Consider the following 26,254-nt stretch of genomic DNA (forward strand, 5'->3'; position numbering starts at 1 on the left):
ACTGAAGTACACCTCCTATTGTTAGGTGTGTGTCCAACAAAAGGGGTGCACTTCTAAGCCGAGGAGGCTCCCATCCGTCCCCGCGGAAAGCAAGTCCGGAGCGGAGATCAACGGGCAATATTTGATGGATACATTTAAGGTTACTCCCTTATATAAGTGCTAAATATCCAAATATATTTCATCCGATTGAGGATATATAGAATAAAAACCACGAATAATAAGGGCACAGATCAAACTTGTAAAAAGTATTTTTTGATTAAAAGTGAGAAGTGTGGTATAATTTTTTATTGCGTTCAATGTGTATAAAAATTATAATATTTAGGAGTGTTTTCATGTCTAATAAATTTGAATTAGGTACTGTTTTAACAGGTAAAGTAACAGGTATCCAACCTTATGGTGCGTTCGTAGCGCTTGACGAAGAAACTCAAGGTCTTGTGCATATTTCCGAAATTACACACGGTTATGTGAAAGATGTTAACGAACATTTGAAAATGGGCGATGAGGTTCAAGTGAAAGTTCTTTCTGTTGACGAAAAGTCTGGAAAAATCAGCTTGTCCATCAAAGCTACTCAAGAAGCACCTGCAGAAGCTCCTCAAGCTTCAGCACCAAGAAAGCCTAAAAAGCGTCAAGCTACTGTCGTGAAACAACACACAGAAACAGCTCCAGGCGGATTCAACACTTTGAAAGACAAATTAGAAGAGTGGATTGAGCAATCCAACCGCGAAGATCTAATCAAGAAATAATATACGAACGTTCGAAGGCACCTGCAGTTGTAGGTGTTTTTTTATTTGGTAAAAAAAACCGCCTCATCCGTAATGGAGAGGCGGTTTTGGCTTATCTTGTGGTTTTTGGTTCTACTTCTCTTTCGTGCTGTTCGGATGGTACGAACAGAAGTCCAAGGTTGATCAGTCCGGCGATTCCAACTAGACCGTAGATGATTCTGGATAGGGCTGCATCTTGGCCACCGAAGATAGCTGCCACAAGGTCGAATTGGAAAAATCCAATCAGTCCCCAATTTATTGCACCAATGATGGTAAGAACTAAAGCGATGCGTTGAATTGTACTCATAACATTCCCTCCTTTGAGAATATAAGTGCTTCCTTCATATGATTTGTAAGTATGAAAAATATATTCATAAAGAGAATAATTTTGTTGGATGCTAGGAGGGTGTAAAGCTGATTCTTTGCATAGGCACAGAAAATCAGCCATAATCATGAAAAAAGGAGGCTTTTATACAATGGAAAATTTCATTTTTTATAATCCAACTAAATTGATCTTTGGAAGCGGACAACTGGCTGCACTTCCACAGGAATTAGAGAAATACGGAAAAAACGTATTGCTTGTATATGGTGGAGGAAGCATTAAAAAGAGCGGTCTCTACACAGAGGTCACTGAGGTTCTACATAAGGCTGGCGCAACCATAACTGAATTAGCTGGAGTGGAACCGAATCCACGACTAACGACTGTAAGAAGGGGCGTGGAGTTTTGCCGCGAGCATAACATCGATTTCATCCTTGCAGTCGGTGGAGGAAGTGTGATTGACTGTGCAAAGGCAATTGCAGCGGGGGCTAAATACGATGGGGATGTGTGGGATATAGTTCTTAGAAAGCATATCGCAACAGAAGCACTTCCTTTTGGAACGGTCCTTACATTGGCGGCAACAGGATCGGAAATGAATTCCGGTTCGGTTATCACTAATTGGGAAACACAAGAAAAGTATGGTTGGGGCAGTCCTGTAACTTTCCCTCAATTCTCAATCCTGGACCCAAAGAATACCTTTACCGTTCCACGTGATCATACTGTTTACGGTATCGTTGATATGATGTCCCATGTTCTGGAGCAATACTTTCACCAACCAACCAATGCTCCGCTGCAGGATAGAATGTGTGAATCTGTCTTGATCACTGTGATGGAAACGGCACCTAAGCTTTTGGAAGACCTTGAGAGCTACGAACATCGTGAAACAATCCTCTATAACGGTACCATCGCTTTGAACGGGATGCTGCAGATGGGGTACCGTGGAGACTGGGCTACACATGGTATCGAGCATGCTGTTTCCGCCATTTATGATATTCCGCATGCAGGAGGTTTGGCTATCCTGTTCCCGAACTGGATGGAGCATGTGATGGATGAGAATATCGATCGATTCAAGCAGTTGGCAGTCCGTGTCTTCGGTGTACAGGATTCAGGTTCAAGCGATAAAGAAGTTGCACAAGAAGGAATACGAAGGTTGCGTGAATTCTGGTCCAGCCTTGGAGCACCGACACGCTTGGCAGATTATGATATTGATGCGACGAATATCGAAAAAATGGCAGAGCACGTCATGTCCAGAGGACCTGTTGGCAACTTTAAGTCATTATCCTATGATGATGTGGTGTCCATCTTAAAAGCATCCTTATGATCACCGATCAAAAAAACAGCTAACGGAATTTCCGTTAGCTGTTTTTCATCTGTTGGACTATGTTGGATTGACCTTTCTTCTTCAAGTCGTCCTGTACCGAACCTTTCCAAAGTGGGACATCTGTGTAATATGCAGCTCTTATGAGTAAATGGCCAGCTACTGGTGAAGTGACAAATACAAACACAATGCCCAAAACTAAGCGTGCACTGAAATAGTTGTCTTCAAACCAGAAATAAAGCAGGGCAGCGACCAAAACAAGGAGAACACCCAATGTAGCGCTTTTGGAAGCTGCATGGCTGCGACAATAGACATCTGGCAGGCGCAATAGCCCAAATGTGGTAATAAGGCTAAGGAGAGCGCCTAACAGGACAAGTACACCAATAAAAATGTTAACTGTTTCTGTCATATTCGATGGCATCCCCTTTCTGCAGAAACTTAGAGAAAGCTACGGTACCGACAAATGCGATGACCCCTATCAAGAGGATTACCTCTAAAAAGGCATCAGTTTTTAATAGTATGGAAATGATGGCGGTTATAGCAATTAAATTGATACCAATCGAATCAAGTGCCATGACCCTGTCAGGCGTAGATGGCCCTTTGATGACACGATAAACAAGCCCTAATGTGGAGACGGATAAAATCAGTAAGCTGACTGTCAGCAATGCTTCCAATGGAGTATCAAACATTTTATCTCGTCACCTCCATTATTGCCTTTTCAAACGAGTTTTTTATATCTGAGATAGCCTGGTCCGCATCAGGCATATTGATAGCATGGATATAAAGGATCTTATTGTCATCAGAAATATCCATGACGAGCGTACCGGGAGTCAACGTGATAAGAAGTGAAAGCAAGGTGATTTCCCAATCGGTCTTCAGGTCGGTCGGGAGCGCGAAAATACCAGGCTTGATGTCAAGCTTCGGTCTGAGAATATCACGTACAACTTGGACGTTGGCCAGTAAGAGTTCTCTCAGGAAAAGGAAAAACAATTTTCCTGCCGCAATGATCCGGGAAAAATAAAAACGGCCGGGAATAAAGCGTCTCATCGCCAGGATCAGAATAAGCCCCCAAAAATAACCTACAAAAAAGGAAGGAAAGCTCCAGTCATTTTTCAAAAACATCCACGTTCCCGCAACCATAATATTAATAAGAATTTGAAAAGCCATTAGAAACTACTCCTTTAAAACTGCTTGGATATAGATGGATGGATCCATCAGTGTTTCTGCTGCCTGCCACACATATGGGTATACAAATTCCGCGCCTAAACCTAGGAAAGCAGAAAGTGCCAATAGAATGACAGATGGGTAAATGAGTCCTTTTGTAGAACCTTGTTCTTCTTTTTCAGATAATACCTCAGCTTTGAAGAAACAATTCATGAAGATTTTCATGACCGAGTAAAGAACGAGTAAACTCGATAATAGCATCACACCGACAAACACATAGTGATCAGCCTCTAATCCACCTTGTACCAGAAGGACTTTTCCGACAAAACCGCTCAGTGGCGGAATTCCTGCTAGTGCCATGGCAGCTATGAAAAACATCCAGCCAAGTAGCGGGTGACGTTTGATGAGGCCTCCCATTTTCTTGATATTATCTGTTCCGGTTACTGCAAACATAGCTCCACCTAGAAGGAAAAGTGCCCCCTTGATGACCATATCATGTACAAGATAGTAGATGGAACCGGCATAACCGGTTTCATTGGCAAGTGCGACGCCATATATGATGACACCAACCGCAGTGACGATATTATAAATGAGAATTTTTTTGACATCCCAATATGCGATAGCGCCGATCGCACCAATCAGAATGGTGATCCCTGCCAAAATGGCAATGATCGTATGGGTGATTTCCGGTTCATGATAGAAAATAAGTGTGAATGTGCGGAAAATCGCATAGACACCAACCTTTGTCAATAATGCTCCAAATAACGCTGTAATAGCATAAGGTGGAGCATGATAGGAACCAGGAAGCCAGAAGTACAAAGGGAATATCCCGCCTTTTAGTCCGAACACGATCAAAAACAAAATGGCTACAACTGTTAATATCCCGCTTTGACCTGATTCCGCCACTTTGTTAGAGATATCCGCCATATTGAGCGTCCCCATAAGCCCGTAAATATAAGCAAGTGCCAGTACAAACAGGGCGGAGGATATGACATTCACGAGGACATATTTCAAGGATTCACGCAGCTGGCTGCGTGTGCCCCCGATGACAATCAGTGCATAGGATGCCATCAGCATTACCTCAAAGAAGACAAATAGATTGAATATATCTCCTGTAAGGAATGCACCCATCACACCTGTTAATAGGAATTGGGTGAACGCATAATAGTAATAGCTCTCCCGTCCTTTTCCTATGGAGCGGAATGCAAACAGGATACACATAAAGGAGACGATGGTACCGGTCAGCACCAGCAGGGAGGCAAACATATCCGCCACAAGTACGATGCCGAAGGGCGGTCGCCAGTTTCCTATTTCAAGTGTTTGGATTCCGTCAGTGTAAACCTTATGGACGAGAACGATAGAGGCAATGGTTGCAAAAGATAATGAAATGACACTAATCAATTTTTGCAGCTTGATTCTCTTTGGTAACAGTAAAAGAAGAGTAGCTGTAATTAAAGGGATCAGTATCGGTAAGATCACTAGGTTATTCATGATTTTCATTTCCCCTTAATTTATCCATATCATCTGTCTTAAGTTCTTGATAAGCACGGTATGCCAGGACCAGGAAGAATGAGGTGACACCAAAACTGATAACGATTGCCGTCAATATGAGAGCCTGTGGCAAGGGATCGGTATAGGAAGAGGCTTCCTGGCCAAGGAGCGGGGCGGCACCCCGCTTCAATCCCCCCATCGTAAGAATCATCAGATGAGCACCATGTGATAACAGTCCTGTACCGATTACAATTCGTAAAATACTTCTAGAAAGCATCAAATATACAGCAGTTGCAATTAAAATACCTGCAACTATGGTCATTACTATTTCCATTATTCGCTCTCTCCTATCGTTTGAATAATGGTCATCGCGATACCGACAACAACTAAATAAACACCTAAATCAAATGCAAGTGTAGAGGCAAGGGCAGTCTTTCCAAGAATGGGCAGTTCGATATATTGAAAGGCGTGTGTCAAAAATGGGACGTCGAAAAGGAATGCCCCCACTCCGGTCAAGATTGAAATCATCAAACCGACCGCTGCCACTGTCAGGAAATTAATTGGCAGAGCCTTTTGCATTGTTTTTATATCATAGGCCAGCAACAACAGGACCAGGGCTGCGGAAGTCATCAATCCTCCGATAAAACCGCCTCCTGGTGTATAGTGACCGGCAAAGAAAAGGTAAATGGAGAAAATGAATATGATAAACGCCAAAAAGGTCGTAACGGTTTGTAGGATCAAATCATTTACCTTCATCATTGACTCCCCCCTTTGGTTAGCCGCAGCTTGATCATGGCATAAATACCAAAAGCTGCAATGGTGAGAACTGCAATCTCAAAAAGGGTATCAAAGCCTCGGAAATCTACCAATATGACATTGACCATGTTCTTTCCGCCTGCTTCCTCATAAGAAGCCTTAACGAAATAATCTGAAATGGATTCGGCCACACGTGAACTGTTGACAGAAAGCCCGATCAGAATGACAACGATACCGACACTGATGGAAATGATGAAATTTGTCAGTCGGAATCTCAGCCTGTTCACCTTTTTTGATATTTCAGGAAGGTGATAGAAACATAACAGGAATAGGGCTACCGAAACTGTTTCAACAATCAGTTGTGTCAATGCCAAATCAGGTGCCCTGAATAGGACGAAGAACAAGCTCATGGAATAACCCACTACCCCAAGTGCGATGATTGCAGAAAGGCGTGATTTGGTAAAGAGAATGGTGATGGCAGCAATCACCATGACAAGTGCAAGGATCAGCTCATACACGCCAACTTTCGACGCATTATCCAAACTGAAATTGAATGCCCCAGTTTGTCCCATTACAAGTAATAGTAACAAGGCCATGAATCCAAATATCATAACAAGGTAATTTCGGATAAACCCTGTCATATAGAATTTTGTAAAGGCGAAAGAGCCACGTTCGAGGCCCACAAGGCCGCCATCATATAGCTTGTTCAGAGTGAGGCGTTTTGGGAACCATTCGTAGATATTACCCCATTTAGCCAATGTAAGGTACAGCAGGGAACCAAAAGCAATGACCCCTATCGTCATGAAAAGCTCGGTTGTCCAGCCGTGCCAGAAATAGATGTGTACATCCTCGACTGTAAAGTTACTCGGAAAAATGGAATGAAGGGCTGCTTCGATCAAGCCTTTCAGGATTTCCGGGAAAAATCCGAAAATGACAACCAGGGAAGCAAGGATAATAGGAGGAATCAACATCCCAAGTGGAGCTTCATGTGGCTTTTTATCCAATTTCTCCGGCTGATACTTTCCAGTGAATGTTTTGAATATTAGCACCATGCTATAGATGAAAGTAAAGATACTGGCTATCCAAGCAAGCACAGGGAATATCATCCCGAATGTTTCCATATTCCACGCATCAATTTGCGTCGCGTTGACCATTCCGGTAAAGAACATCTCTTTTGAGAGAAATCCATTGAAAGGGGGAAGGCCGGCCATAGAGAATCCACCTATGATGGCAAGTGTAAAGGTGATTGGCATCAGATTCATCAATCCACCAAGCTTCCTGATATCCCTTGTCCCGGTTTCATGGTCGACAATCCCGACAACCATAAAGAGACTCCCTTTGAAAGTCGCATGGTTGATCAGGTGGAATACGGCTGCGAGTGTCGCAACGGTATAAATATTTTCCTCAAGATAGTCATAATAGACGGCAGCACTGCCGATTCCAAGCAGGGACATGATCAATCCGAGCTGGCTTATTGTGGAGAAAGCCAAAATGGCCTTCAAATCTGTCTGCTTCACTGCTGAGAAGGAACCCCAGAATAACGTAATGATTCCGAAAATGGAAATCAACCAGAACCATTCAGGTGCTCCGGCGAATACAGGGCTCATCCGTGCAACCAGATAGATACCTGCTTTCACCATCGTTGCGGAATGCAGATATGCGCTGACAGGGGTCGGAGCTTCCATCGCATCAGGTAACCAGATATGAAAAGGGAATTGGGCTGATTTTGTAAATGCGCCTAAAAGGAAAAGAATGAGCGCAGGTACAAATAATTCATGAGCAGTTACGATATCGACACTTGCGATTGTCTCGCGGACACTGAACGTTCCTGTCATTGTGTAGAGTAGGATAATTCCGGCAAGCATGGATAGTCCGCCGAAAACGGTAATTAGCATGGACTTAAGGGCACCGTAGCGGGATTTTTCCCGGTGATACCAATAACTAATTAATAAGAAGGAAGAGATACTGGTCAATTCCCAGAAAGAGTATAGTACCAGCATATTATCTGATAAAACGACACCAAGCATGGCCCCCATGAACATCAATAGATAAACATAAAAAGTGTTCAAGGCTTCTTTTTCCTTGGATAGATAATAAATGGAATACAGAACTACCAAGGAACCGATCCCCGTTATTAACAGAGCGAATAATAACCCCAGGCCATCAAGGTATACTGCAAAATTTATCCCCATGGAAGGAATCCAATTCATGGTGCTTAAATATGTATTTCCGGCCATCACGTTCCCTAAATTACCTATAAAGTAAATGAACAAGAGAATGGGAAGTGCAAGGACGAACCAACCAGTATGTATACGCTTAAAATACTTATGCAGCAATGGCACAAAAATCGCCAGCAAGAAAGGCGATAAAATCACTAAGTGAATCAGTGACAAGACACAAACCTCCTCTATTTCAACTAAACTCCCTAACATAAGAAAACAATGCAAAGCGCCACTTTTTCAATAAGCACCCGCAATGTATTGTTGAGAGTAATTATTTATAAAGAAATATTACTAAACCAAATTATATACTAAATCAAACCTCGATGCATCCATGTCGATTCTTAGTATAGGCCAATTTTCCTTTCTATATTAAATAAATAGAAACTCGTCTAAAACAAAGCAAAAAAATTTTTTCTGGATGCATAAAAAACGTCGTATTTTGCCATTCTATAAACAGGGTGGTGGTAGATATGATGAAAACAAAAGCAGCTGTTGCTCTTTCAATATTTTCCACATTATTTGCTGGTGCATGGTGGATGAATACGGAGCAGAAAAGAGAATTTGACGATAGTATGCACACCACTGATTCTCAGATTGTACTGATTGGAAGCAACCAACTGAACGATCAAGGCAGCTTGAATGTCATCAAACCATTTAAGCCACGCGAGTATATTCGTGTAGTAGTGGCGAAAAATAAAGATGAAAAAGACGAAGTGGAGCCAACATGACGCACCTGTCAGTAACCCCTCGTTTTAAATAAGAAACGGTTATATACGTAGTGTATAGCCGTTTTCTTATGTCACGAATCCTTTTTGAAACTGTATCCGCTTTCAGAGGGTGACCTTCTTGAATTATTGTGTTTTATTAGGTAAAGTGAAAATTGGCATGGCAAATATGTTTTTTGGAGGGTAAAAACAATGACACATATTCGCTTCGATTATAGTAAGGCATTATCATTTTTCGGCGAACATGAAATTACATACTTAAGGGATGCAGTGAAAGTGGCGCATCATTCTCTACATGAGAAAACAGGGGCAGGTAATGACTATCTGGGATGGATTGATCTCCCGACTGCTTACGACAAAGAAGAATTTGCACGAATCGTCAAAAGTGCAGAAAAAATCAAATCTGATTCAGACGTACTATTAGTGGTCGGAATTGGCGGTTCCTATCTTGGAGCCCGTGCTGCACTTGAGATGCTGAATCACTCGTTCTACAATGCATTGTCAAAAGAACAGCGAAAAACACCACAGGTGATTTTCGTCGGAAACAACATCAGCTCCACTTACATGAAAGATTTGATGGACCTGTTGGACGGAAAAGACTTTTCCATCAATGTCATTTCAAAATCCGGTACTACTACAGAGCCTGCGTTGGCTTTCCGCATTTTCCGAAAGATGCTTGAAGAAAAATACGGTAAGGAAGAAGCACGCAAACGCATTTATGCAACAACAGACAAAGCACGCGGTGCATTAAAAACGCTTGCGACGGAAGAAGGATACGAATCCTTCATTATTCCTGATGACGTTGGGGGCCGCTATTCGGTTCTGACGGCAGTTGGATTATTGCCTATCGCGGTTTCTGGTGCAGACATCGAGGCAATGATGAAGGGTGCAGCACAGGCAAGCAGTGACTTCGCAGAATCTGAGTTGGAAGACAATGCAGCCTATCAGTATGCTGCAGTCCGCAATGTTCTTTACAACAAAGGCAAGACGATTGAAATGCTCATCAACTACGAGCCGGGACTTCAGTATTTCTCTGAATGGTGGAAGCAACTGTTTGGTGAAAGTGAAGGAAAAGACCAAAAAGGTATTTTCCCTGCATCCGCAAACTTCTCGACAGACCTCCATTCCATGGGTCAATATGTACAGGAGGGCCGCCGTGACTTGTTTGAGACAATCATCAAGGTGGATACTCCTAGACATGAGCTTACAGTGGAAGCTGAAGAAAACGATCTGGATGGCTTGAACTATCTTGCTGGTGAGACTGTTGATTTTGTTAACACGAAAGCTTATGAGGGTACATTACTTGCACATACAGACGGTGGAGTGCCGAACCTGGTTGTGAACATTCCTGCAATGGATGCCTATACATTCGGCTACCTTGTATACTTCTTTGAAAAGGCATGTGCGATGAGCGGGTACCTGCTTGGCGTCAATCCTTTCGACCAGCCAGGGGTGGAAGCCTATAAGGTGAACATGTTCGCTCTATTAGGCAAACCAGGCTTTGAAGAGGTAAAAGCAGAGCTTGAGAAGCGATTGAAATAATGTGAGACATACAAAAAGCTGCCGGGTTTGCGGGCAGCTTTTTTTCATGCTTTTGCATGACAACCACTCCATAAGGGAACTCTACCTATTATAAAAGGAGGGATTTCCATGATTCCAATTCCTTCTAAGCTGGAAGGTACGGAGTTTCATCTATACAAGCTGGAGCAGGAACTAAAAAGTCTCGGCTATTCGATCGGCGGTGGCTGGGAATATGACCATGGCTATTTTGATTATGAAATCGACAGTGAAGTAGGCTACCAATTCTTACGTGTTCCCTTTCAGGCGGTAGATGGGCAGCTTGATTCCCAAGGTACGAGCGTGAGATTAGGGAGACCTTTTTTACTATCCCATAAGTACCAAAGAGGTTTAGATGATAATGTGCATGTGGACAATGCAACAGCTTCATTTGATCAGTTTTCCGAACCGGTGGACCCGGACGCATCTTTTCCAAAAAAATACATCGATTTAGGCAAAGACCTTGTAAAAGAATTGGAAGCTGTACTTATCCGCGATTAATCTTTAATGACCAAAAGGCTATCATCAGCCTGAATAAGCGTGAAGAGGGGAGGGTTGACCATCGTATCCTCTCTTCTTTTTATGCCTATCAATAGTATTTTGTCTTGTAACAGTTGGTTGCTCAATTTCTCAAAAGTCGTCCCGATATACGATTCATCCGCATCCAGATACTTAAGCTTGCTGCCTTTTAGTTGGTCGAGCATATTCAGGACAGTATTGGACATGCCATATGAAACCATACTATTGATCATGACATAACTGGATAGCATGTTGGTCTGGATGATTTCATCGGCACCTGCCCGCCTGGCATTCTTGACCTGGGCTGAGGTCAGTATCTCCACAATGGTATGGACGTCAGGATTCAACCCCTTAACAGTCAATAATGTCAAGACGGCATTCATGTCTGCCTGGACTTCATCCTTGCTCTGGTCGGATGTGATGACAACGAGTGAAGCTTTTTTAACATTGGCTTTCAAAAGCACCTGATCATATATCGGATTTCCTTTGATATAGTGTACATTTTGGTCATGTAGCGGGTTTTGCTGTAAGGTCTGATCAATCAAGACAACCGCCACAGGCTTCTGTATCAGCCCCCTGATCTGCATCAAAGATTCTTTGACCCTTTCATTCCAGCCGACAATAATGATATGTTCCTCACCTTTATATTCCACTTTGCCCTCCAAATATGCATTTTGTGTAGCCACAGCACTGGCTGCAAGCGCAACAAAATACGTAGTCACAAAACCTGTCCCGAAAAATATCAATAGAATGGCCAATGATCTTCCTGTAACCGTAACAGGCACGTAATCCCCGTAGCCCAGTGTGGCTGTTGTTACAACAGCCCACCATATCCCATCGAATATTCTGGGGAACTCTGCCGGTTCGATGAAATGTATCAACACTCCAAATGAGATATTTATGATGAAAATAATACAAAGAATCCTAGTGATGACAGGCCAATGTACAAAAGCGAATAAAAAAGAAGTATTACTTTTGAAATTCTTCATGACTCCGTTTCCTCATCAGAGACAAAAGAAAGTACTTCTTTCAATATCAGATTGATTTTTTTCGTCAAGGCGCTTTCTCCAAACTTCTCTTTTCCAGCCTGTATCAGTGCGATGACCTCCTCATCAAATTCAATGATGGCTTTATCTGCTTCTGCTTCATTATAGAACTCGATAAAGCGGTCCAGGCTTTCATTCATCTGGTCTATTGCATCACTTAAGGCTTCTTTTTCATCAGGTTTCAGCTTCATTATGTTCACCTCTTTTTCTATTCTTGACAATAGAGGCAAGGGCTTAAACTTTTGTGGCATAAATATGGGGAAAAAAGCAAAAATATAAAGATGAAGAACCAAGTTAAAATGCGGGAGTGATAAATATGGAAGCAAAACGTGTGAAACAGATTCTTTCCTCTTCAGCGGATATAAATGTAACTTTTCAAGGAACAGAAGTATGGATCGACGCCTTGAGCGAGGACGGCAGAACAGCTACCGTCCATCTTCGCGGACCTGGTGAAGAAAGAACGACCGTAGATATACATGACTTGCAGGAAGTGGAAAGATAACATGAAGGAGACTCGATGTTGAGTCTCTTTTTTAATGTGCTCACAAGAGTTTGTCTGCGGGGGAGAGGGGGTAAATTCTTATTAAAACGAAGAGGTGAGATTTATGACATCATTTAACGAAACAGCAATCATTTCCTATGTGGAATCGAGGATCAAAGATTATAAGATGGAGATGGAAGCGGCGACACCGGGTGAATTACAGCACGATATCATAGTAGGGAAGATAGAGGCATTTAACGAATTTTTAGAGCACTTTGGATATGAAAGAATTCAAAGGTAAAATAAATTCACCAACTCCATTAAATAAAGAAAGCGGAGGACTCAAAATTTGAGCCCTCCGCTTATTTTACTAGTTGGTATTTCCCGTCAATCGATCAACTGCGTTAGCAATTGCTCCATCCCCGGTCACGTTACAAGCCGTGCCGAAGCTATCCTGTGCCAGATACAGTGCAATCATCAAGGAAACGAGTGTCTCGTCAAAGCCGAGCATGGACTGCAATAGTCCCAATGCCGCCATTACAGCACCGCCAGGGACGCCAGGAGCGGCAATCATCGTCACACCGAGCATAAGGATAAATTGCAGGATGGTCGCGAACGAATAATCCATTCCATTGATAAACATGACTGCCATCGCACAGGAGACGATGGTGATAGTACTCCCTGATAGATGGATGGTTGCCAGCAGCGGGACAGTGAAGTCCGCTGCTTTATCTTTTACGCCCATTTTCTTTGCACGCTCAAGCGTAACCGGTATCGTAGAAGCTGACGATTGGGTGCCAAGGGCAGTAAAATAGGCCGGCATCATCGTCTTGAGCATTTTAAAAGGATTTTTCTTGGAGATTGTCCCACTTAAAGTATATTGGAAAAGCAGCATGACGAGATGAAGCAGAATGATCAGGATGAAAACCTTGGCGAATACAGAAATGATAGTTTGGACTTGACCGCCATAGGTCATATTCGCAAAAATCCCCAATATATGAAACGGTAAAAGGGGGATGATGATTTTCGAAATAACAAGCTCGATAATCTGCCTGAACTCAACCATCACTGTTTTAAGTGCATTCCCTTTGATAGCAGCCATCCCTAGACCAAGAGTGAAGGCGATTACCAATGAGGTCATCACTTCGAGCGGTGCCGGGATTTCAAGCTTAAAGAAAGGTGCAAGCAGAGATTCTTCTGGATTCTCAAAAGCTTTGGACAGATTTGCATTTTTCAAAAGGGTTGGAAAAAGGAAGCTTGCTGCGAAAAATGCCAAAAGACCTGCCGCAACAGTGGATAGATAGGCCAATCCGGTAGTGATCCCCAAGAGTTTTCCGGCCCCCTTGCCAAGTTCCCCGATACCAGGTGCGATGAATGCAATGATAATAAGTGGGATGGCAAAGCCGAGGAAATTCCCGAAAATTTCATTGAACGTTACAAAAACCTTTATAAACCACTGTGGTGCAAAATTCCCAACGATGATACCTAAAGAAATTGCTAATATGATTCTTGGTAAAAGTCCGAATTTTTTCATGGTGTCCTCCCTAAAAGTACAGTTGTCTCTTTTCGGAAAAGCTATTGTATTATGTTACAACATATAATCATAAAAAGGAAAGAATAAAATTCCCTGAATATCAATTATTTTTTTCCAGATAAAATTTTTTTTTGGAGCAGGTTTATAATTTGGATTATCTTGGGTACACTACTACAGAAATTCACCATCGTTGCAGCTTTTTGCTGCATAATCTTCATTGCCGCTTTCCAGCAACACCGTCACATTCAGATGGAAGTTACTAGCAAAACCAAATAAAACTTGATTTTTAAAAGATTAACCTCTATGATTAAGTTAATTGTTTTTGTTCGGTAAGGCTGATAGAAGGAATTTACTTCAACGTTTTTCGTCTTGAAAGATTATGCAGAGCAAGAATGGTAATACAATTGTGGATTCATCCACTGTAGGAGGAAACATTATGTTACAAGGTAAAGTAAAATGGTTCAACGCTGAAAAAGGTTTCGGTTTCATCGAAGTAGAAGGACAAGACGATGTATTCGTACACTTCTCTGCTATCCAAGGCGAAGGTTTCAAATCTTTAGAAGAAGGTCAAACTGTATCTTTCGAAATCGAACAAGGCGCTCGTGGACCACAAGCAACTAACGTTCAAAAGTAATAGTTTTTGACGAGAAAAAGCTCCCTTTATGGGGGCTTTTTTTTTGCGTTTTTTTAGAAGGCAGACTAATTTTGGTTGGATGTAAAATGTATTTTTAATCATTTTGCTCACGTCTCTAGCATTTCCTTTCTATAATATATGGAAGTCTTATTTGATTAAATAGAGTTTGAATGGGAGTAAGTCTACCGATTTTGAATATGGTATCCAGCGCAGATAAACGTTGTGAAATTTTTCAGGGAGGACTTTTCATTCCTTGAATATAATAAAATTATGGATCGATATCTTGAATTTATGGGAATTTAAACAGTTTTTTATTGGATATCAAGTAACGAAAAGGGGAGCCAAAGATATAAAATCTCGGCTTCCTTTCAAATTACTCATTTATCGGTAAATTATGTAATAAAATGAAACGGATTTATTATATTACCCAAAAGTTTATCTTCTGAGGTTGAGAACACCAAAAGTAGCGAAAAGCAGATGAAATAAAGGTTTTTCGGTATGAAAAGGGTAGAAAATGTAGGCGAAAAGCAGTCAATTGAGTGGTAGTATAATAGCTTTTAGAGGTAAAATATCAAAGTATACCTAAATTTTGGAGACAAATCCAAGAGTAACAAGGTGTAAAAAATATATTTTAAAAGATATAATATGAATAGGACAAGTTTTAATGTGCTATACTAATCATCTTTTTCTTCAATCTTCCTATGCACCAAACTACTAGATTCTATATTCTAGTTTTCTTAATCATATGTCATAGATGGGGCATCTGAGAAAGGAATGAAAATGAATAAACTACTTAAAGTCAATCGAGCCGATGATACGATAATCAATAGTAAATATAATAAGACGAATTCTTTTAGCACCACATCTAATGGATTTATCCTATTTGATGCGGATAAAACAATCAGTTTTATTAATGAAGAAGCAAGGAATCTATTAAAGCTTGATGTGCACCCAATGAAAGACCAACATATATTATCCATATTTCAACATGACATATCTACTATTATTGATGACCATATAGATAATGTAATCAAGGAAAACAGACTCGAGCAATTCGATCTTATGATTTCTGAATTTCCTGTACAGTGGATGAGGTTTATGATGTTTCCCTCTCAGACAATGGAATTCACACTTATCATTCTGGACATTTCAGACGAATACATAAAAAAGGGAAAAATCTCAGAGACCCAGGAAATCAATTCGATTATCAATGAAACAGCGATGAAGCTGAACAAAACAGAAAAGCCCAAGGAATTACTTGATTCCCTTTTTCATCGCCTTTCGAGTACATTGGATTTGGATTTCTATTTCAACTACCTTTGGAATAAGAAAGATGATAAGCTGCACCTCATGAATTATTATGGGATATCCGAAGCTGCAGCAGACCGGATGAGGGTACTTGCTAAAGGCGAGGCGATTTGTGGTTCAGTGGCAAGTAAGATGACATCTGAAGTAGTGGAGCATGTAGATCAATCCGATGATAGAAGAGTTGATAAGCTGAAGTTTTTCGGAATAAAGGCGTATGCATGCGAACCACTGATTTCAAATGGGAAACTGGTAGGTACTTTATCATTTGGTTCAAAAAAGCGGGGAAGTTTCACGCAGGAAGAACTAGATTTAATACATACCATTAGTCAACAGGTAACCCTTGCATTGAATAAAATCAGTATTGTGGAAGAAATGACACATAACACTAACTCACTGCAGAAGGCCAATATTCATCTTATGCAGAATGAAAAGAATCTACGTGATATCTTCGAAGGCGCGCAGGTGGGAATCATCATTCTGGATAACGAAGGAAATATAGTTGATACAAATCCTGCTGCCTGCTCCATTCTTGGGATATCGGAAGAAGAGTGCAAATCTCTACAAGTGAAAAAATTTGTGAGTGATTCAAACGAGATCCCTATTGAGGTGCATTGGAGTAATCTATTGACTTTAGGAAAAACGAATTCTGATGAGTACATGATACATCGGCCGGATCAGACGGAAAGAATCATTAGTTTTTCTGCTTCCAAAGACATTTATCATAAGCATCATATGATCATCTTTCATGATATAACGCTGCAAAAAAGTATCGAGCAATCACTTATCAATGAAAAGAATGTTGCGGAAAAATCCAATAGGACGAAAACGAATTTTCTTGCCATGATCAGTCATGAGTTACGTACACCATTGAATTCCATTATAGGTTTTGCGCAAATATTGGATGATGATAAAAAGGATCCACTTACTCCCAAGCAGGAATATCGCTTAGGGAAAATTCTATATTCCAGTAAACACCTGCTTCAATTAATTAATAACATCCTTGAATTGGTTAGAATTGATTCCAAGCCTGATAAGTCGGATAACAATAACAAGCCTGTCAATGTCAAAGATGCGATTCAAGATTGCATACAATTGGTGAAAAATAATGCATCAAACAAAAGGATCCAAGTCAGTGTGGAAGAAGGCCAGGAGGATGTGACCATACTGGTTGATCCTATCCGGTTTCAACAGGTCGTCGTCAATCTCCTGGCAAATGCCATTAAATATAATAAACAAGAAGGTTCTGTTTCTCTATATTGGAAGGTGACTGGACATTATCTCGCGTTATTTGTAAAAGATACCGGAATAGGAATTCCACAGGAACTGCAGGAAAAGATTTTTGAGCCTTTTTATCGAATCTTCCATGAGGACTTTAATATTGAAGGAACAGGTATTGGTTTGACCCTGGTGAAACAAAATGTACTGGAGATGAAAGGTACAGTGGGGGTGTGTAGCCAAGAGCATGCAGGAAGTACATTCTGGGTGAAGATCCCTATATAATTTTACGGAAAGAAAGGGGTTTTCTTCGATTGAAACCAATAAATCTCATTATTGTTGATGACAATCAGGATTCTCTTGAAATACTTAAATTTTTTATAAGTCAGTTAAAAGACTTTAATATAATGGATACTTGTAAAAATGGAGAACAGTTGATTGATAGTGTAATGAAAAACAAACCGGAGTTAGTAATTGCGGATATTAATATGCCAAATAAAAATGGACTGGAAGCCATCAAGGAGTGCCTCGTATTTGCGCCGGAATTAAAATTCATTTTTGCCACAGGATACAATGAATTTGCTGTCGAAGCATTTGCACTATCCGCAGTGGATTATTTGGTTAAGCCGATTGAAAAAATAAGGTTGTACAAAGCACTCGAAAGAGCAAAGACAGTCATATTGAATGATCGGGAAGGGGCGGAACCCTCAAGCTACAAAAGGCTTGCCGTCCGTTCTAACAGTTCTTTTTATTATATTGCATTTCATGATATCATTTTCATCGAAAAATCAGGAAAAAAATGCATTATTTATACTGTCAACCAGACAGTGGAAACTTATGAAAATATCAGTGATATCTATAAGCAGCTAGACGATAATTTCTATCGGACTCATCGTTCCTATATAGTGAATCTGCGTATGTTATCACACATCACGCCTAAAAACGAAACCTATTTTGCATATTTTATCAATCACGAAAAATATGCACATATTTCTAAGCTCAAGATAAATGAGGTTCAAGAGATGCTTGCCCAGATTACGAATATATAGTCCTATGGTTCGTAAGCTGGGCTTTTTGGTTAAAATGTAAGCTTTTCCCCAAAATGTTGGTGCAAAAGGGGTGAAAAGCTAAGGAACAGTACTGAAATGCAATGTTTTTACACTCAATGGCTGGTAATTTATTGGACAAAGGTGAAACGTTTCCGATAAGATTTAATTATAGGGTAAGATAGTTTACCAGCACTTCCGTTCCACTAATTTAGGATTTTTAAAAAGATGAAAAGCTATCTTATTTAAATGTTCGTTCACTACAAACTAACTAGCGAATGGTTGTCAGTCTTTACAATACATAATAAGATACCTTAAATCAGCTATTTAGAAAATCCTAACGATTGGGAGGGAATCCAATGGATTTATTAAGTAACGAATCACTCATAGAAGTATATATGGCAGCCAAAAACAATGATCTTAATGAAGATTTCTTAAAGTTAGTTTTAGAAGAAATCAAAAGAAGGAATATTGAACTGCCAATGACCCATACATAAAGAACGTTTGTTGAAAAAGATGTACAGGAATAAGGGCATCTTTTTTTGTCATATTAAAAATAACTTCATTCACGAAGGTTCATTCATCCAGAAGGAGGATTTTTATGTATATTGTTCATTCAACATTTAAAGTACCACCAGAAAAAGCTGATGAAGTGATTGCCATTTACCATAATCGTTCCGGACTGGTGGAAAAAGCGGAAGGATTCCAACGTTTTCTCTTGCTGCAAAATGAAAAGAAAACTGGTGAACTGACTGTGTTCATGGAATGGGATACTAAGGAAGCGTTCCTCACCTGGGTACAGGGAGAAGATTATAAACGGATCCATGAGTTGGAAAAGAAATATCCTGACCAGCAGTTGGCATCCATTATACCCACCATCACCAGATATAAGGTTGTGGCAACATGACCAAATTGATACTTTCCCCAACCGTTCAAAAAATTAAAGCCGATATTGGTGATATAGATGTTACGCCAATTGTTGAAAAAGTGGTGGCTACCATGTATAGCGACTTTCCATTTCTAGAAGAGAAATTTGGAGAAAAGGGAAAAGAACGGACAATAGAAGACAACTTCTATCATTTCCTATATCTGAATACCGCTTATAAACTGAATGACACAGACACTTTTATCGATTATGCAACATGGCTGAACAGTGTTTTGGTCAGCAGGGGGTTAAAGACGGACATGATCATCTATAACTTCGAGAAAATCCAGGAATGCATGCCAGGAATATTGGAGCCTGAGGTAGAAAAGAGATTCATGGACTATTTGGAAGCAGGTATCCAAAAACTAAAACAATCCACGAATGAAGATTAGTAATAAACAGTGCGATTTATAAATGCACTGTTTTTTTGCTTTAGGGTTATTTCGAAAGATCAATTAATACAATGAATAACAAAGCCTTTTGATCTGAATATGAACGAGGGGGACTAGCATGAAAAAGTATAAAATCATGTTTTATGGTGTACTCATCAGTTTTTTTCTCTCTGTACTCTATTCCATTTATATTCACTTTTCAGACCCTACCTGGGGGGATTTGGCTGCAGTGGCTTCCTTTATTGTCGTCTTTCCATCTGCCCTGTTACTCACCCTATTGATTCAGCTGGGATATCTTATATATAACAGGAAATCAAAACGAAAATAAAAGGTCCAATATTCCGCAGCGTTCCACTTCACAGGATTGTCAACTTTCCATCCGCTATCGGACCAGGAAATCCATTATAATACTTAAAACAACCAGTAAATAGTAAGGTGGTTATTCTATGAAAAAGACGCCGATCGATCGATTCCGAGTCATGGGGCTTATTGAAGGAGGCTCGTTGCTTCTGCTAGTGTTTATCGCCATGCCGCTAAAATATGGCCTGGATATCCCTCAGGTGGTTAGTGTAGTCGGGGCAATCCATGGATTTCTCTTCATCACTTACCTTTTTGTCATCGCATATGTGACGTACAAAGTCAGATGGTCCTTTAAATGGATTGCCGGTGCGATTATCGCAGCGTTCATCCCCTTTGGAAATATTATTTTGGACTCCTATCTGAAAAAATCCACGTTAGTAAACTGACCCTTCATCTCAGGGGTCGTTTTTTTTATGCAGTTTATTATAGGTTTCCGTTTGAATGACTTATAATGAATGCAGATATAATCATTAAAGGGGTTGTCGTATTGAAGCTTCGTCCAGTCTTATCGATTATTGCATTTTTTTCATTGTACAATATTCTTGTTTACTATATTGGCTGGAATGTGTGGATATGGGGAAGTACCTTTTTTCATTGGGAACACCCCATCCTTTTTAGCCTTATTATAGCAGTGATCGCATATTCCTATATTCTAGGAAGATTGTCAAAGGGGCTAAGTTTCCTTTCCATAATCGGTTCCTATTGGTTTGCGGTGGTGCAGTACGGTCTACTTTTGTTACCTATATGCAATTTAACTGTATTCCTATTGAAGTGGAGCCCATTATCAGAAGAAGCTGCGATCATTTGGACCGGTAATGTTACCTTGTTCATTTTTCTACTGTTGATGGCATTAGGTACTTTCAATGCATACAGTCCGGTAATTCGAAGCTATGAAATATCTATACCCAAAAGGGGAAACCACCATAAGGAACTGAAAATAGCAGTGGCTTCTGACATGCATTTTGGGAAACTCTCTGGTAGGGCCCATGTTAGCCGACTCGTAAAAACGGTGGAAAGAATAAAACCGGACTTGATTTTGCTTCCCGGAGATATAATTGATGACGATCCAAAGCAATTTGTACGGAAGCAAATGGGGGGAATTCTAAAAAGAATGCGTGCTCCATTGGGGATTTATGGAGTGCTGGGCAATCACGAGTACTACGGAAGGGAAATTCCCGCATTTTTAGAAGAAATGAAAAAGTTGGATATCCATATCCTGATGGATGAAGTATGGAAAGTCGGGGACAGCTTTTACATATTAGGCAGGAAAGATAAAACTGATTCTAAAAGAAAATCAATAAAGGACTTGGCAGAGAACCTCGATCATAATCTCCCCATCATCGCGATGGATCATCAGCCGACCCAGCTCCAAGAAGCAGAGGAAAGCGGTATCGATTTAATTTTGTCCGGACACACCCACAGAGGGCAAATGCTGCCCAATCACCTTATAACAAAAAGGATGTTCGAACTGGATTGGGGTTATCTGCAGAAAAACAGTTTGCATGCCATTGTTTCCTCGGGCTTCGGTTTTTGGGGACCCCCGATAAGGATCGGGAGCCGTTCAGAGGTAGTTGAAATAAAGATATCCTTCTTACAAGAAGATAAAGTCTGAAAAATAGACACTATGTGGTCTATTTTTTTTGTGGGGGAAAATGAAGTATAATGACACTAGACTAAAAATAGAAAGAAAAATGAGGCTACAACATGAAAAATAGTTTTAGAGACTTCCGTTTAAGCGAGGAGATAGTTTCCGCACTAGAAAAATTGAAATATACCGTGCCTACGGAGGTACAGGCAAAAGTCCTTCCAATAGCAATGGAAAAGAAGGATCTTGTCGTAAAATCACAGACAGGCAGCGGCAAGACTGCAGCCTATGGCATACCTCTTTGTGAACTAGTAGAGTGGGAGGAAAATAAGCCCCAATCACTCGTTCTGACACCAACCCGAGAACTCGCAGCCCAGGTCAAAGAGGACATAACGAATATCGGAAGGTTCAAAAGGATAAAAGCTACCGCCATCTATGGCAAACAACCTTTTGAGAGACAGAAGCTGGAGTTGAAGCAAAAGTCCCATGTGGTTGTGGGGACACCTGGCAGGGTGCTCGATCATATGGAAAAAGGGACATTTGACGTGACGCGAGTAAAGTATCTCATAATTGATGAAGCAGATGAAATGCTTAATATGGGCTTTATCGATCAAGTGGAGGCCATCATCCAAAAGTTGCCCACTGACAGAGTGACCATGCTTTTCTCGGCTACACTGCCCGAGGATGTGGAGCAACTATCTCATCGATATTTGAAAAGTCCAACTCACATAGAAATAAAAGGTACCGGTATCACTACAGAAAAAATTGTCCATGAAATGATTGAAGTACAGGAGAATGATAAGTTCTCTATTCTGAAAGCTGTCACAACAGTGGAGAACCCGGATAGTTGCATCATTTTTTGCAGGACGCAGGTTCAGGTGGATGATGTATATCGTCAGCTTGATCGCGCTGGCTATCCTTGTGACAAGCTACATGGAGGTTTGGTGCAGGAGGACCGCTTTGCAGTCATGAATGATTTCAAACTTGGGAAATTCCGTTACTTGGTTGCGACAGATGTTGCAGCAAGAGGAATTGATATTGCCAATGTTTCACTGGTGATCAATTACGATCTGCCGATGGAAAAGGAGAGCTATGTCCATCGAACAGGACGGACGGCACGTGCAGGAAATTCCGGTAAGGCAATCACCTTCACCACTCCTTTTGAAGAAAAATTCCTGGCTGAAATCGAATCGTATATAGGATTTAAGATAACAAAAAGAGAAGCTCCGACTAGAGAATCGGTCTTTGGGGCAACACCACAATTTGAAGCTAAAATAAATTCACGTCCTACCATTAAAGAAGTAAAAAGTGCGAAATTGGACAAGGATATCATGAAGCTCTATTTCAATGGTGGCAAGAAAAAGAAAATCAGGGCGGTCGACTTTGTCGGCACCATTTCGAAAATACCTGGAGTGGCTGCTGGTGACATAGGCATCATTACGATCCAGGATAATGTCTCTTATGTGGATATTTTAAATGGGAAAGGTCCTCTTGTACTTAAGGCGATGAAGAACACCACGATTAAAGGGAAAATGCTGAAGGTACATGAGGCACGTCAATAATTAATATGATATCAATCCATCAGAGAATCAAAAAAGAGGGATAAGGAAGATACGGAACTGCAAAAATTGGGTTAAGGTGCAAAACAATCGAATATTCTTTTGTAAGAGCCTTGAAAAAGGGAGGACAAAAGATGAACGAAAACACCAAAGTAACCCAACTTACTAAATTTGTAGACGCACTTCCTATTCCTCCTAAATTACAACCAGTAACAAGAAATAATGCTTATACCTATTATGAAGTGACGATGAAAGAAGCGAAGCAATCGCTTCATCGCGATCTCCCCCTCACAACGGTATGGGGATATGATGGGGTATTCCCGGGACCGACCATAGAAGTCGACTCCGGGGAGAAGGTTTTCATTAAATGGATGAACGCCCTGCCCAGGAAGCACATGCTGCCTGTGGACTTTACGGTTCACGGTGCCCACAAGGATGTTCCCGAAGTCAGAACTGTTGTTCATGTGCATGGCGCGGTGGTGGAACCTGAAAGTGACGGATATCCGGAATCCTGGTTCAGTGCAAACTTTAAACAGGTTGGTCCCACATTCACCCAAAAAATCTACCGGTACGATAATTACATGAATTCCTGCACGCTCTGGTATCATGATCACGCACTTGGTATTACGCGTCTCAATATATATACTGGACTCGCTGGGATGTATCTAGTACGAAGTGCTTTCGAGGGTTCCTTAAATCTTCCCTCATCCTCCTATGATATTCCTCTTATCATCCAGGATAGATCCTTTCGACCGGATGGTTCTCTCTACTACCCGACACAACCGGATGAACCTGTATCAGACCTGAAAACATCTGTTGTACCAGAGTTCTTTGGCAATACGATCCTGGTCAATGGGAAAGTATGGCCCTTCTTGAAAGTAGAACCTCGCAAGTATCGATTCCGAGTAGTCAATGCTTCCAACAGCCGCTTTTACCGGATAAAATTGGGCTCAGGACAGCTCATGTATCAGATCGGCACGGATCGAGGTCTGATGGAGCGTCCGATAGGCATCAGGTCCATCACTCTTGCACCTGCAGAAAGGGCAGATTTAGTCATTGATTTTACTAACCTCAAAGGAACAAGCATCATCATGACCAATGATGCACCTGCTCCATTCCCTGAGGGGGACAAGGAAAATGAAATAATGGAAATAATGAAATTCATCGTAGATTTGCCACTTCGGCATATAGACACCAGTGTCATTCCATCATACATGGAAAGTATTCCGAAACTCCCGCAGCAAACTCCGGCTAATAAACGGTTTTTGACATTGGATCATACGATGGATCAATTTGGTCGTGAAATCATGCTATTGGATAACAAGGACTGGGATGCTCCGATATCAGAGAAACCGAAACTTTGGAGCACTGAAATCTGGTACTTGATCAATACAACAGAGGATACGCATCCCATTCATATTCATCTCGTCGACTTTCAAATCCTGGGTCGCAGAAAATATAATGTAGAACGTTTTATACGAGACCGAGTAATCGAGTATACTGGTTCAACCATTCCGCCGGAACCACAGGAATGTGGAAAAAAGGATACAGTCAGGGCAAATCCGGAAGAGATAACAAAAATCATCATGAATTTCGGTCCATACACGGGACTATATGTGTGGCATTGCCATATGCTAGAACACGAGGACTATGAGATGATGAGACCTTTCTTGGTCATTCGGAATGATTCGAACAAATGAATGGATGGCGGCTAATGGAACAGAAGCAGAAATTACTTATTGGATCTTGGATACAAGCTTTGGGCACTGTAATTGCTGCTATATCCAGCACGCCTTCAATCCCTAAAATGGACGAATATAGTAAGAGTTTGGATTTTATCGGCAATACCCTTCAGGCTACTGGGAATGCCCTAGAGGCTGATGGTGAAGAACCGCAATCTTACGGAAGAATTGGAAACCAAATTCAAGCAATTGGAAATCTGACCGTGATTTCAGGACTGTATCTAAATGAGGAGAATTTAAGCATTCCAAGCGAAAAGTTTTTTATAAGCGGAAATTTATTTCAAGCTTTAGGCGGAGTGGTGTCACTTGGAAGCGAATTTGGTGGAGGTTACAATTTTTATGCGGTTAATGGAAATCTGCTATCCGCTACAGGAAACTCGTTGCAGGCCCTCGGTGGTGCAAAGAAGAAGGCAGGGGAAATTAATTCGGAAGCAATCATAACTATTGGAAGTTGGATACAAGCAATCGGGTCCATCCTTATTGCAATAGGAATATCAAAAGAGCAAGAAGGTAAAGAAAAGTATGGGATGCCACCCTCATACTAAAACCCACATGAACATCATTCATGTGGGTTTTTGATGTAAAAATCTATACACCGATTGATTCTTCAATATTAATTTGTTTTAAATAATCAGCCAGCAATTCAGGAGCAGTTAAATAAACCAGCCCATTTCCTTCGAGACTCTTAGCGTATCCTAATGGAATGGTACGCTTAACAAGCTGTGCATACAATTCGGGCTCGGTAAGCTTTCGCTCAAACTCGCTTTCGGACAAATTCTTAACAAGGGATAGTGCCCCTGCTACGTGCGGAGCTGACATGGATGTTCCACTGAATACAGCATATCTGCCTCCGGGAATGGTGGAAATGATCTTTTCACCAGGTGCAACCACATCCACTTCATTATTGGAATTGGTGAAATAGGACGACTTGCGCTGAAGACTCACTGCCCCAACCGAAATTACTTCATTATAGCCTGCCGGATAAGAGAATTCCTCGGTAGAATGCTTTCCATCCCCTTCATTCCCTGCAGCGCATACAACCAAGATCTGATTTTTCACTGCATTCTTAATTGCCTCATGAAGCTCAGGGACGTCTATCGGCCCACCAAGTGACATGGAGATGATATCCACTTTCTGTGAAGTTGCATATTCAATTGCACTTGTCACCCATTCATAGGACCCAGAGCCTTCTTCCCCTGCAAGAGCTTTTAAGATTAGCAGTTTAGCTTCTGGTGAAACACCGATCACACCTGATTCGGCATTGATGGCAGCGATGGTTCCGGCGACATGTGTGCCATGTCCGTTATAGTCGGTAATCTTGTCGGGATCGCCATTATCATCATCTGTAAAATTGCGGACTGCAAGGATTCTCCCTTCCAAATCCGGATGAGAGGTATCGCAGCCGGTATCAATGACTGCTATGACTGTATCTTTTCCTTTAAAGCCCTTGTTCCATAGCGAGGGAGCTTGTATCAAGTCAACCCCTTCAGGAATCTGTTGCGCCTCAAACAATTGATTGTCAACTTTGTACGGAATCAAATGAACCAGCTTTTCCATTACAACGCCTCCTAATCATTATTATAAAAAGGTAAGAC

The 26,254-nt window shown here is 41.1% G+C and carries 31 protein-coding genes; 19 read left to right on the forward strand and 12 right to left on the reverse strand.

Annotation, left to right across the window (positions count from 1 at the left end; genetic code table 11):
- The first annotated feature begins 332 nt into the window (after positions 1-332).
- Positions 333-743 (forward strand): S1 domain-containing post-transcriptional regulator GSP13, encoded by a 411-nt coding sequence (gene yugI, locus JOC95_RS20865; protein ID WP_204420091.1) that lies wholly within the window; start codon positions 333-335, stop codon positions 741-743.
- A gap of 91 nt (positions 744-834) precedes the next feature.
- Here the strand turns inward: yugI and JOC95_RS20870 are convergent, their stop codons facing one another.
- Entirely contained in the window at positions 835-1,068 is a 234-nt protein-coding gene (locus JOC95_RS20870; protein WP_204420093.1) for a DUF378 domain-containing protein, read from the reverse strand.
- 169 nt (positions 1,069-1,237) lie between these two features.
- Here JOC95_RS20870 and JOC95_RS20875 point away from each other — a divergent pair, with 169 nt between their 5' ends.
- Entirely contained in the window at positions 1,238-2,401 is a 1,164-nt protein-coding gene (locus tag JOC95_RS20875; RefSeq protein WP_204420095.1) for an iron-containing alcohol dehydrogenase, read from the forward strand.
- Positions 2,402-2,435: 34 nt separating this feature from the next.
- On the opposite strand, the gene mnhG is transcribed toward JOC95_RS20875, so the two are convergent.
- The 7 genes from mnhG to JOC95_RS20910 are packed head-to-tail and all read right to left on the reverse strand — an operon-like array spanning position 2,436 to position 8,202.
- A complete protein-coding gene (mnhG, locus tag JOC95_RS20880; protein ID WP_204420098.1) occupies positions 2,436-2,807 on the reverse strand; it encodes a monovalent cation/H(+) antiporter subunit G in 372 nt (123 codons plus the stop codon).
- Positions 2,791-3,087, reverse strand: a complete 297-nt coding sequence (locus JOC95_RS20885; protein WP_204420101.1) for a Na(+)/H(+) antiporter subunit F1 — start codon at positions 3,085-3,087, stop codon at positions 2,791-2,793. The genes mnhG and JOC95_RS20885 overlap by 17 nt, the downstream gene beginning before the upstream one ends.
- A 1-nt stretch (position 3,088) precedes the next feature.
- Positions 3,089-3,565, reverse strand: coding sequence for a Na+/H+ antiporter subunit E (locus tag JOC95_RS20890; protein WP_204420103.1), 477 nt, complete (start codon positions 3,563-3,565; stop codon positions 3,089-3,091).
- A gap of 6 nt (positions 3,566-3,571) precedes the next feature.
- The gene (locus JOC95_RS20895) at positions 3,572-5,053 is read right to left on the reverse strand and encodes a Na+/H+ antiporter subunit D (RefSeq protein WP_204420105.1); all 1,482 of its coding nucleotides are present in this window, start codon (positions 5,051-5,053) and stop codon (positions 3,572-3,574) included.
- The gene (locus JOC95_RS20900; protein WP_204420107.1) at positions 5,046-5,387 is read right to left on the reverse strand and encodes a Na(+)/H(+) antiporter subunit C; all 342 of its coding nucleotides are present in this window, start codon (positions 5,385-5,387) and stop codon (positions 5,046-5,048) included. Before JOC95_RS20900 ends, JOC95_RS20895 begins: the two co-directional genes overlap by 8 nt.
- The gene (locus JOC95_RS20905; RefSeq protein ID WP_204420199.1) at positions 5,387-5,809 is read right to left on the reverse strand and encodes a Na(+)/H(+) antiporter subunit B; all 423 of its coding nucleotides are present in this window, start codon (positions 5,807-5,809) and stop codon (positions 5,387-5,389) included. The genes JOC95_RS20900 and JOC95_RS20905 overlap by 1 nt, the downstream gene beginning before the upstream one ends.
- A complete protein-coding gene (locus tag JOC95_RS20910; RefSeq protein ID WP_204420109.1) occupies positions 5,809-8,202 on the reverse strand; it encodes a Na+/H+ antiporter subunit A in 2,394 nt (797 codons plus the stop codon). The genes JOC95_RS20905 and JOC95_RS20910 overlap by 1 nt, the downstream gene beginning before the upstream one ends.
- Before the next feature lie 299 nt (positions 8,203-8,501).
- Here JOC95_RS20910 and JOC95_RS20915 point away from each other — a divergent pair, with 299 nt between their 5' ends.
- The 3 genes from JOC95_RS20915 (at position 8,502) to JOC95_RS20925 (ending at position 10,814) form a co-directional block, all read left to right on the forward strand.
- Positions 8,502-8,759, forward strand: coding sequence for a hypothetical protein (locus JOC95_RS20915; RefSeq protein WP_204420111.1), 258 nt, complete (start codon positions 8,502-8,504; stop codon positions 8,757-8,759).
- A gap of 189 nt (positions 8,760-8,948) precedes the next feature.
- Positions 8,949-10,298, forward strand: a complete 1,350-nt coding sequence (locus tag JOC95_RS20920; RefSeq protein WP_204420113.1) for a glucose-6-phosphate isomerase — start codon at positions 8,949-8,951, stop codon at positions 10,296-10,298.
- Between the two features lie 108 nt (positions 10,299-10,406).
- On the forward strand, positions 10,407-10,814 hold the full coding sequence (locus JOC95_RS20925) for a YugN-like family protein (protein WP_204420116.1): 408 nt from the start codon (positions 10,407-10,409) through the stop codon (positions 10,812-10,814).
- Here JOC95_RS20925 and JOC95_RS20930 read toward each other — a convergent pair.
- A complete protein-coding gene (locus JOC95_RS20930; protein WP_204420118.1) occupies positions 10,811-11,821 on the reverse strand; it encodes a potassium channel family protein in 1,011 nt (336 codons plus the stop codon). The two genes, JOC95_RS20925 and JOC95_RS20930, sit on opposite strands and share 4 nt — an antisense overlap.
- The gene (locus tag JOC95_RS20935) at positions 11,818-12,069 is read right to left on the reverse strand and encodes an atypical membrane-integrating protein (Mistic protein) (RefSeq protein ID WP_204420122.1); all 252 of its coding nucleotides are present in this window, start codon (positions 12,067-12,069) and stop codon (positions 11,818-11,820) included. The genes JOC95_RS20930 and JOC95_RS20935 overlap by 4 nt, the downstream gene beginning before the upstream one ends.
- A 125-nt stretch (positions 12,070-12,194) precedes the next feature.
- Between JOC95_RS20935 and JOC95_RS20940 the strand changes: the two genes are divergently transcribed.
- Positions 12,195-12,380: an H-type small acid-soluble spore protein gene (locus tag JOC95_RS20940; protein ID WP_204420125.1), complete on the forward strand. Its 186-nt coding sequence runs from the start codon at positions 12,195-12,197 to the stop codon at positions 12,378-12,380.
- A 103-nt stretch (positions 12,381-12,483) separates the two neighbouring features.
- A complete protein-coding gene (locus JOC95_RS20945) occupies positions 12,484-12,660 on the forward strand; it encodes a hypothetical protein (protein ID WP_204420129.1) in 177 nt (58 codons plus the stop codon).
- Between the two features lie 69 nt (positions 12,661-12,729).
- Here the strand turns inward: JOC95_RS20945 and JOC95_RS20950 are convergent, their stop codons facing one another.
- Positions 12,730-13,893 carry a dicarboxylate/amino acid:cation symporter gene (locus JOC95_RS20950; RefSeq protein ID WP_204420132.1) on the reverse strand — a complete coding sequence of 388 codons (1,164 nt, stop codon included), beginning with the start codon at positions 13,891-13,893 and terminating at the stop codon, positions 12,730-12,732.
- Between the two features lie 436 nt (positions 13,894-14,329).
- On the opposite strand from JOC95_RS20950, the gene JOC95_RS20955 reads away from it, so the two are divergent.
- The 12 genes from JOC95_RS20955 (at position 14,330) to JOC95_RS21010 (ending at position 25,204) form a co-directional block, all read left to right on the forward strand.
- A complete protein-coding gene (locus JOC95_RS20955; protein WP_204420134.1) occupies positions 14,330-14,527 on the forward strand; it encodes a cold-shock protein in 198 nt (65 codons plus the stop codon).
- Positions 14,528-15,307: 780 nt separating this feature from the next.
- The gene (locus JOC95_RS20960) at positions 15,308-17,335 is read left to right on the forward strand and encodes a sensor histidine kinase (protein ID WP_204420138.1); all 2,028 of its coding nucleotides are present in this window, start codon (positions 15,308-15,310) and stop codon (positions 17,333-17,335) included.
- 29 nt (positions 17,336-17,364) lie between these two features.
- Positions 17,365-18,099: a LytR/AlgR family response regulator transcription factor gene (locus tag JOC95_RS20965; protein WP_204420141.1), complete on the forward strand. Its 735-nt coding sequence runs from the start codon at positions 17,365-17,367 to the stop codon at positions 18,097-18,099.
- Between the two features lie 356 nt (positions 18,100-18,455).
- Positions 18,456-18,593, forward strand: a complete 138-nt coding sequence (gene sda, locus JOC95_RS20970) for a sporulation histidine kinase inhibitor Sda (RefSeq protein ID WP_204420143.1) — start codon at positions 18,456-18,458, stop codon at positions 18,591-18,593.
- A 104-nt stretch (positions 18,594-18,697) separates the two neighbouring features.
- Positions 18,698-19,003: an antibiotic biosynthesis monooxygenase family protein gene (locus JOC95_RS20975; protein ID WP_204420145.1), complete on the forward strand. Its 306-nt coding sequence runs from the start codon at positions 18,698-18,700 to the stop codon at positions 19,001-19,003.
- Positions 19,000-19,413, forward strand: a complete 414-nt coding sequence (locus JOC95_RS20980; protein ID WP_204420148.1) for a hypothetical protein — start codon at positions 19,000-19,002, stop codon at positions 19,411-19,413. The genes JOC95_RS20975 and JOC95_RS20980 overlap by 4 nt, the downstream gene beginning before the upstream one ends.
- Before the next feature lie 118 nt (positions 19,414-19,531).
- Positions 19,532-19,741: a hypothetical protein gene (locus tag JOC95_RS20985; protein ID WP_204420151.1), complete on the forward strand. Its 210-nt coding sequence runs from the start codon at positions 19,532-19,534 to the stop codon at positions 19,739-19,741.
- Between the two features lie 118 nt (positions 19,742-19,859).
- Positions 19,860-20,159 carry a DUF3817 domain-containing protein gene (locus JOC95_RS20990; protein ID WP_204420154.1) on the forward strand — a complete coding sequence of 100 codons (300 nt, stop codon included), beginning with the start codon at positions 19,860-19,862 and terminating at the stop codon, positions 20,157-20,159.
- 65 nt (positions 20,160-20,224) lie between these two features.
- Positions 20,225-21,385, forward strand: a complete 1,161-nt coding sequence (locus JOC95_RS20995; protein WP_204420157.1) for a metallophosphoesterase — start codon at positions 20,225-20,227, stop codon at positions 21,383-21,385.
- A 92-nt stretch (positions 21,386-21,477) separates the two neighbouring features.
- Positions 21,478-22,920, forward strand: a complete 1,443-nt coding sequence (locus tag JOC95_RS21000; RefSeq protein WP_204420159.1) for a DEAD/DEAH box helicase — start codon at positions 21,478-21,480, stop codon at positions 22,918-22,920.
- Between the two features lie 131 nt (positions 22,921-23,051).
- On the forward strand, positions 23,052-24,617 hold the full coding sequence (locus tag JOC95_RS21005) for a multicopper oxidase family protein (RefSeq protein ID WP_204420161.1): 1,566 nt from the start codon (positions 23,052-23,054) through the stop codon (positions 24,615-24,617).
- Between the two features lie 14 nt (positions 24,618-24,631).
- Complete coding sequence (locus tag JOC95_RS21010) at positions 24,632-25,204, forward strand: DUF6944 family repetitive protein (protein WP_204420163.1); 573 nt, start codon at positions 24,632-24,634, stop codon at positions 25,202-25,204.
- A 43-nt stretch (positions 25,205-25,247) separates the two neighbouring features.
- Here the strand turns inward: JOC95_RS21010 and JOC95_RS21015 are convergent, their stop codons facing one another.
- A complete protein-coding gene (locus JOC95_RS21015) occupies positions 25,248-26,216 on the reverse strand; it encodes a S8 family peptidase (RefSeq protein WP_204420165.1) in 969 nt (322 codons plus the stop codon).
- Positions 26,217-26,254 lie beyond the last annotated feature (38 nt).

Origin of the sequence: Sutcliffiella tianshenii (assembly GCF_016908565.1) — a bacterium.
GTDB lineage: Bacteria > Bacillota > Bacilli > Bacillales > Bacillaceae_I > Sutcliffiella_A > Sutcliffiella_A tianshenii.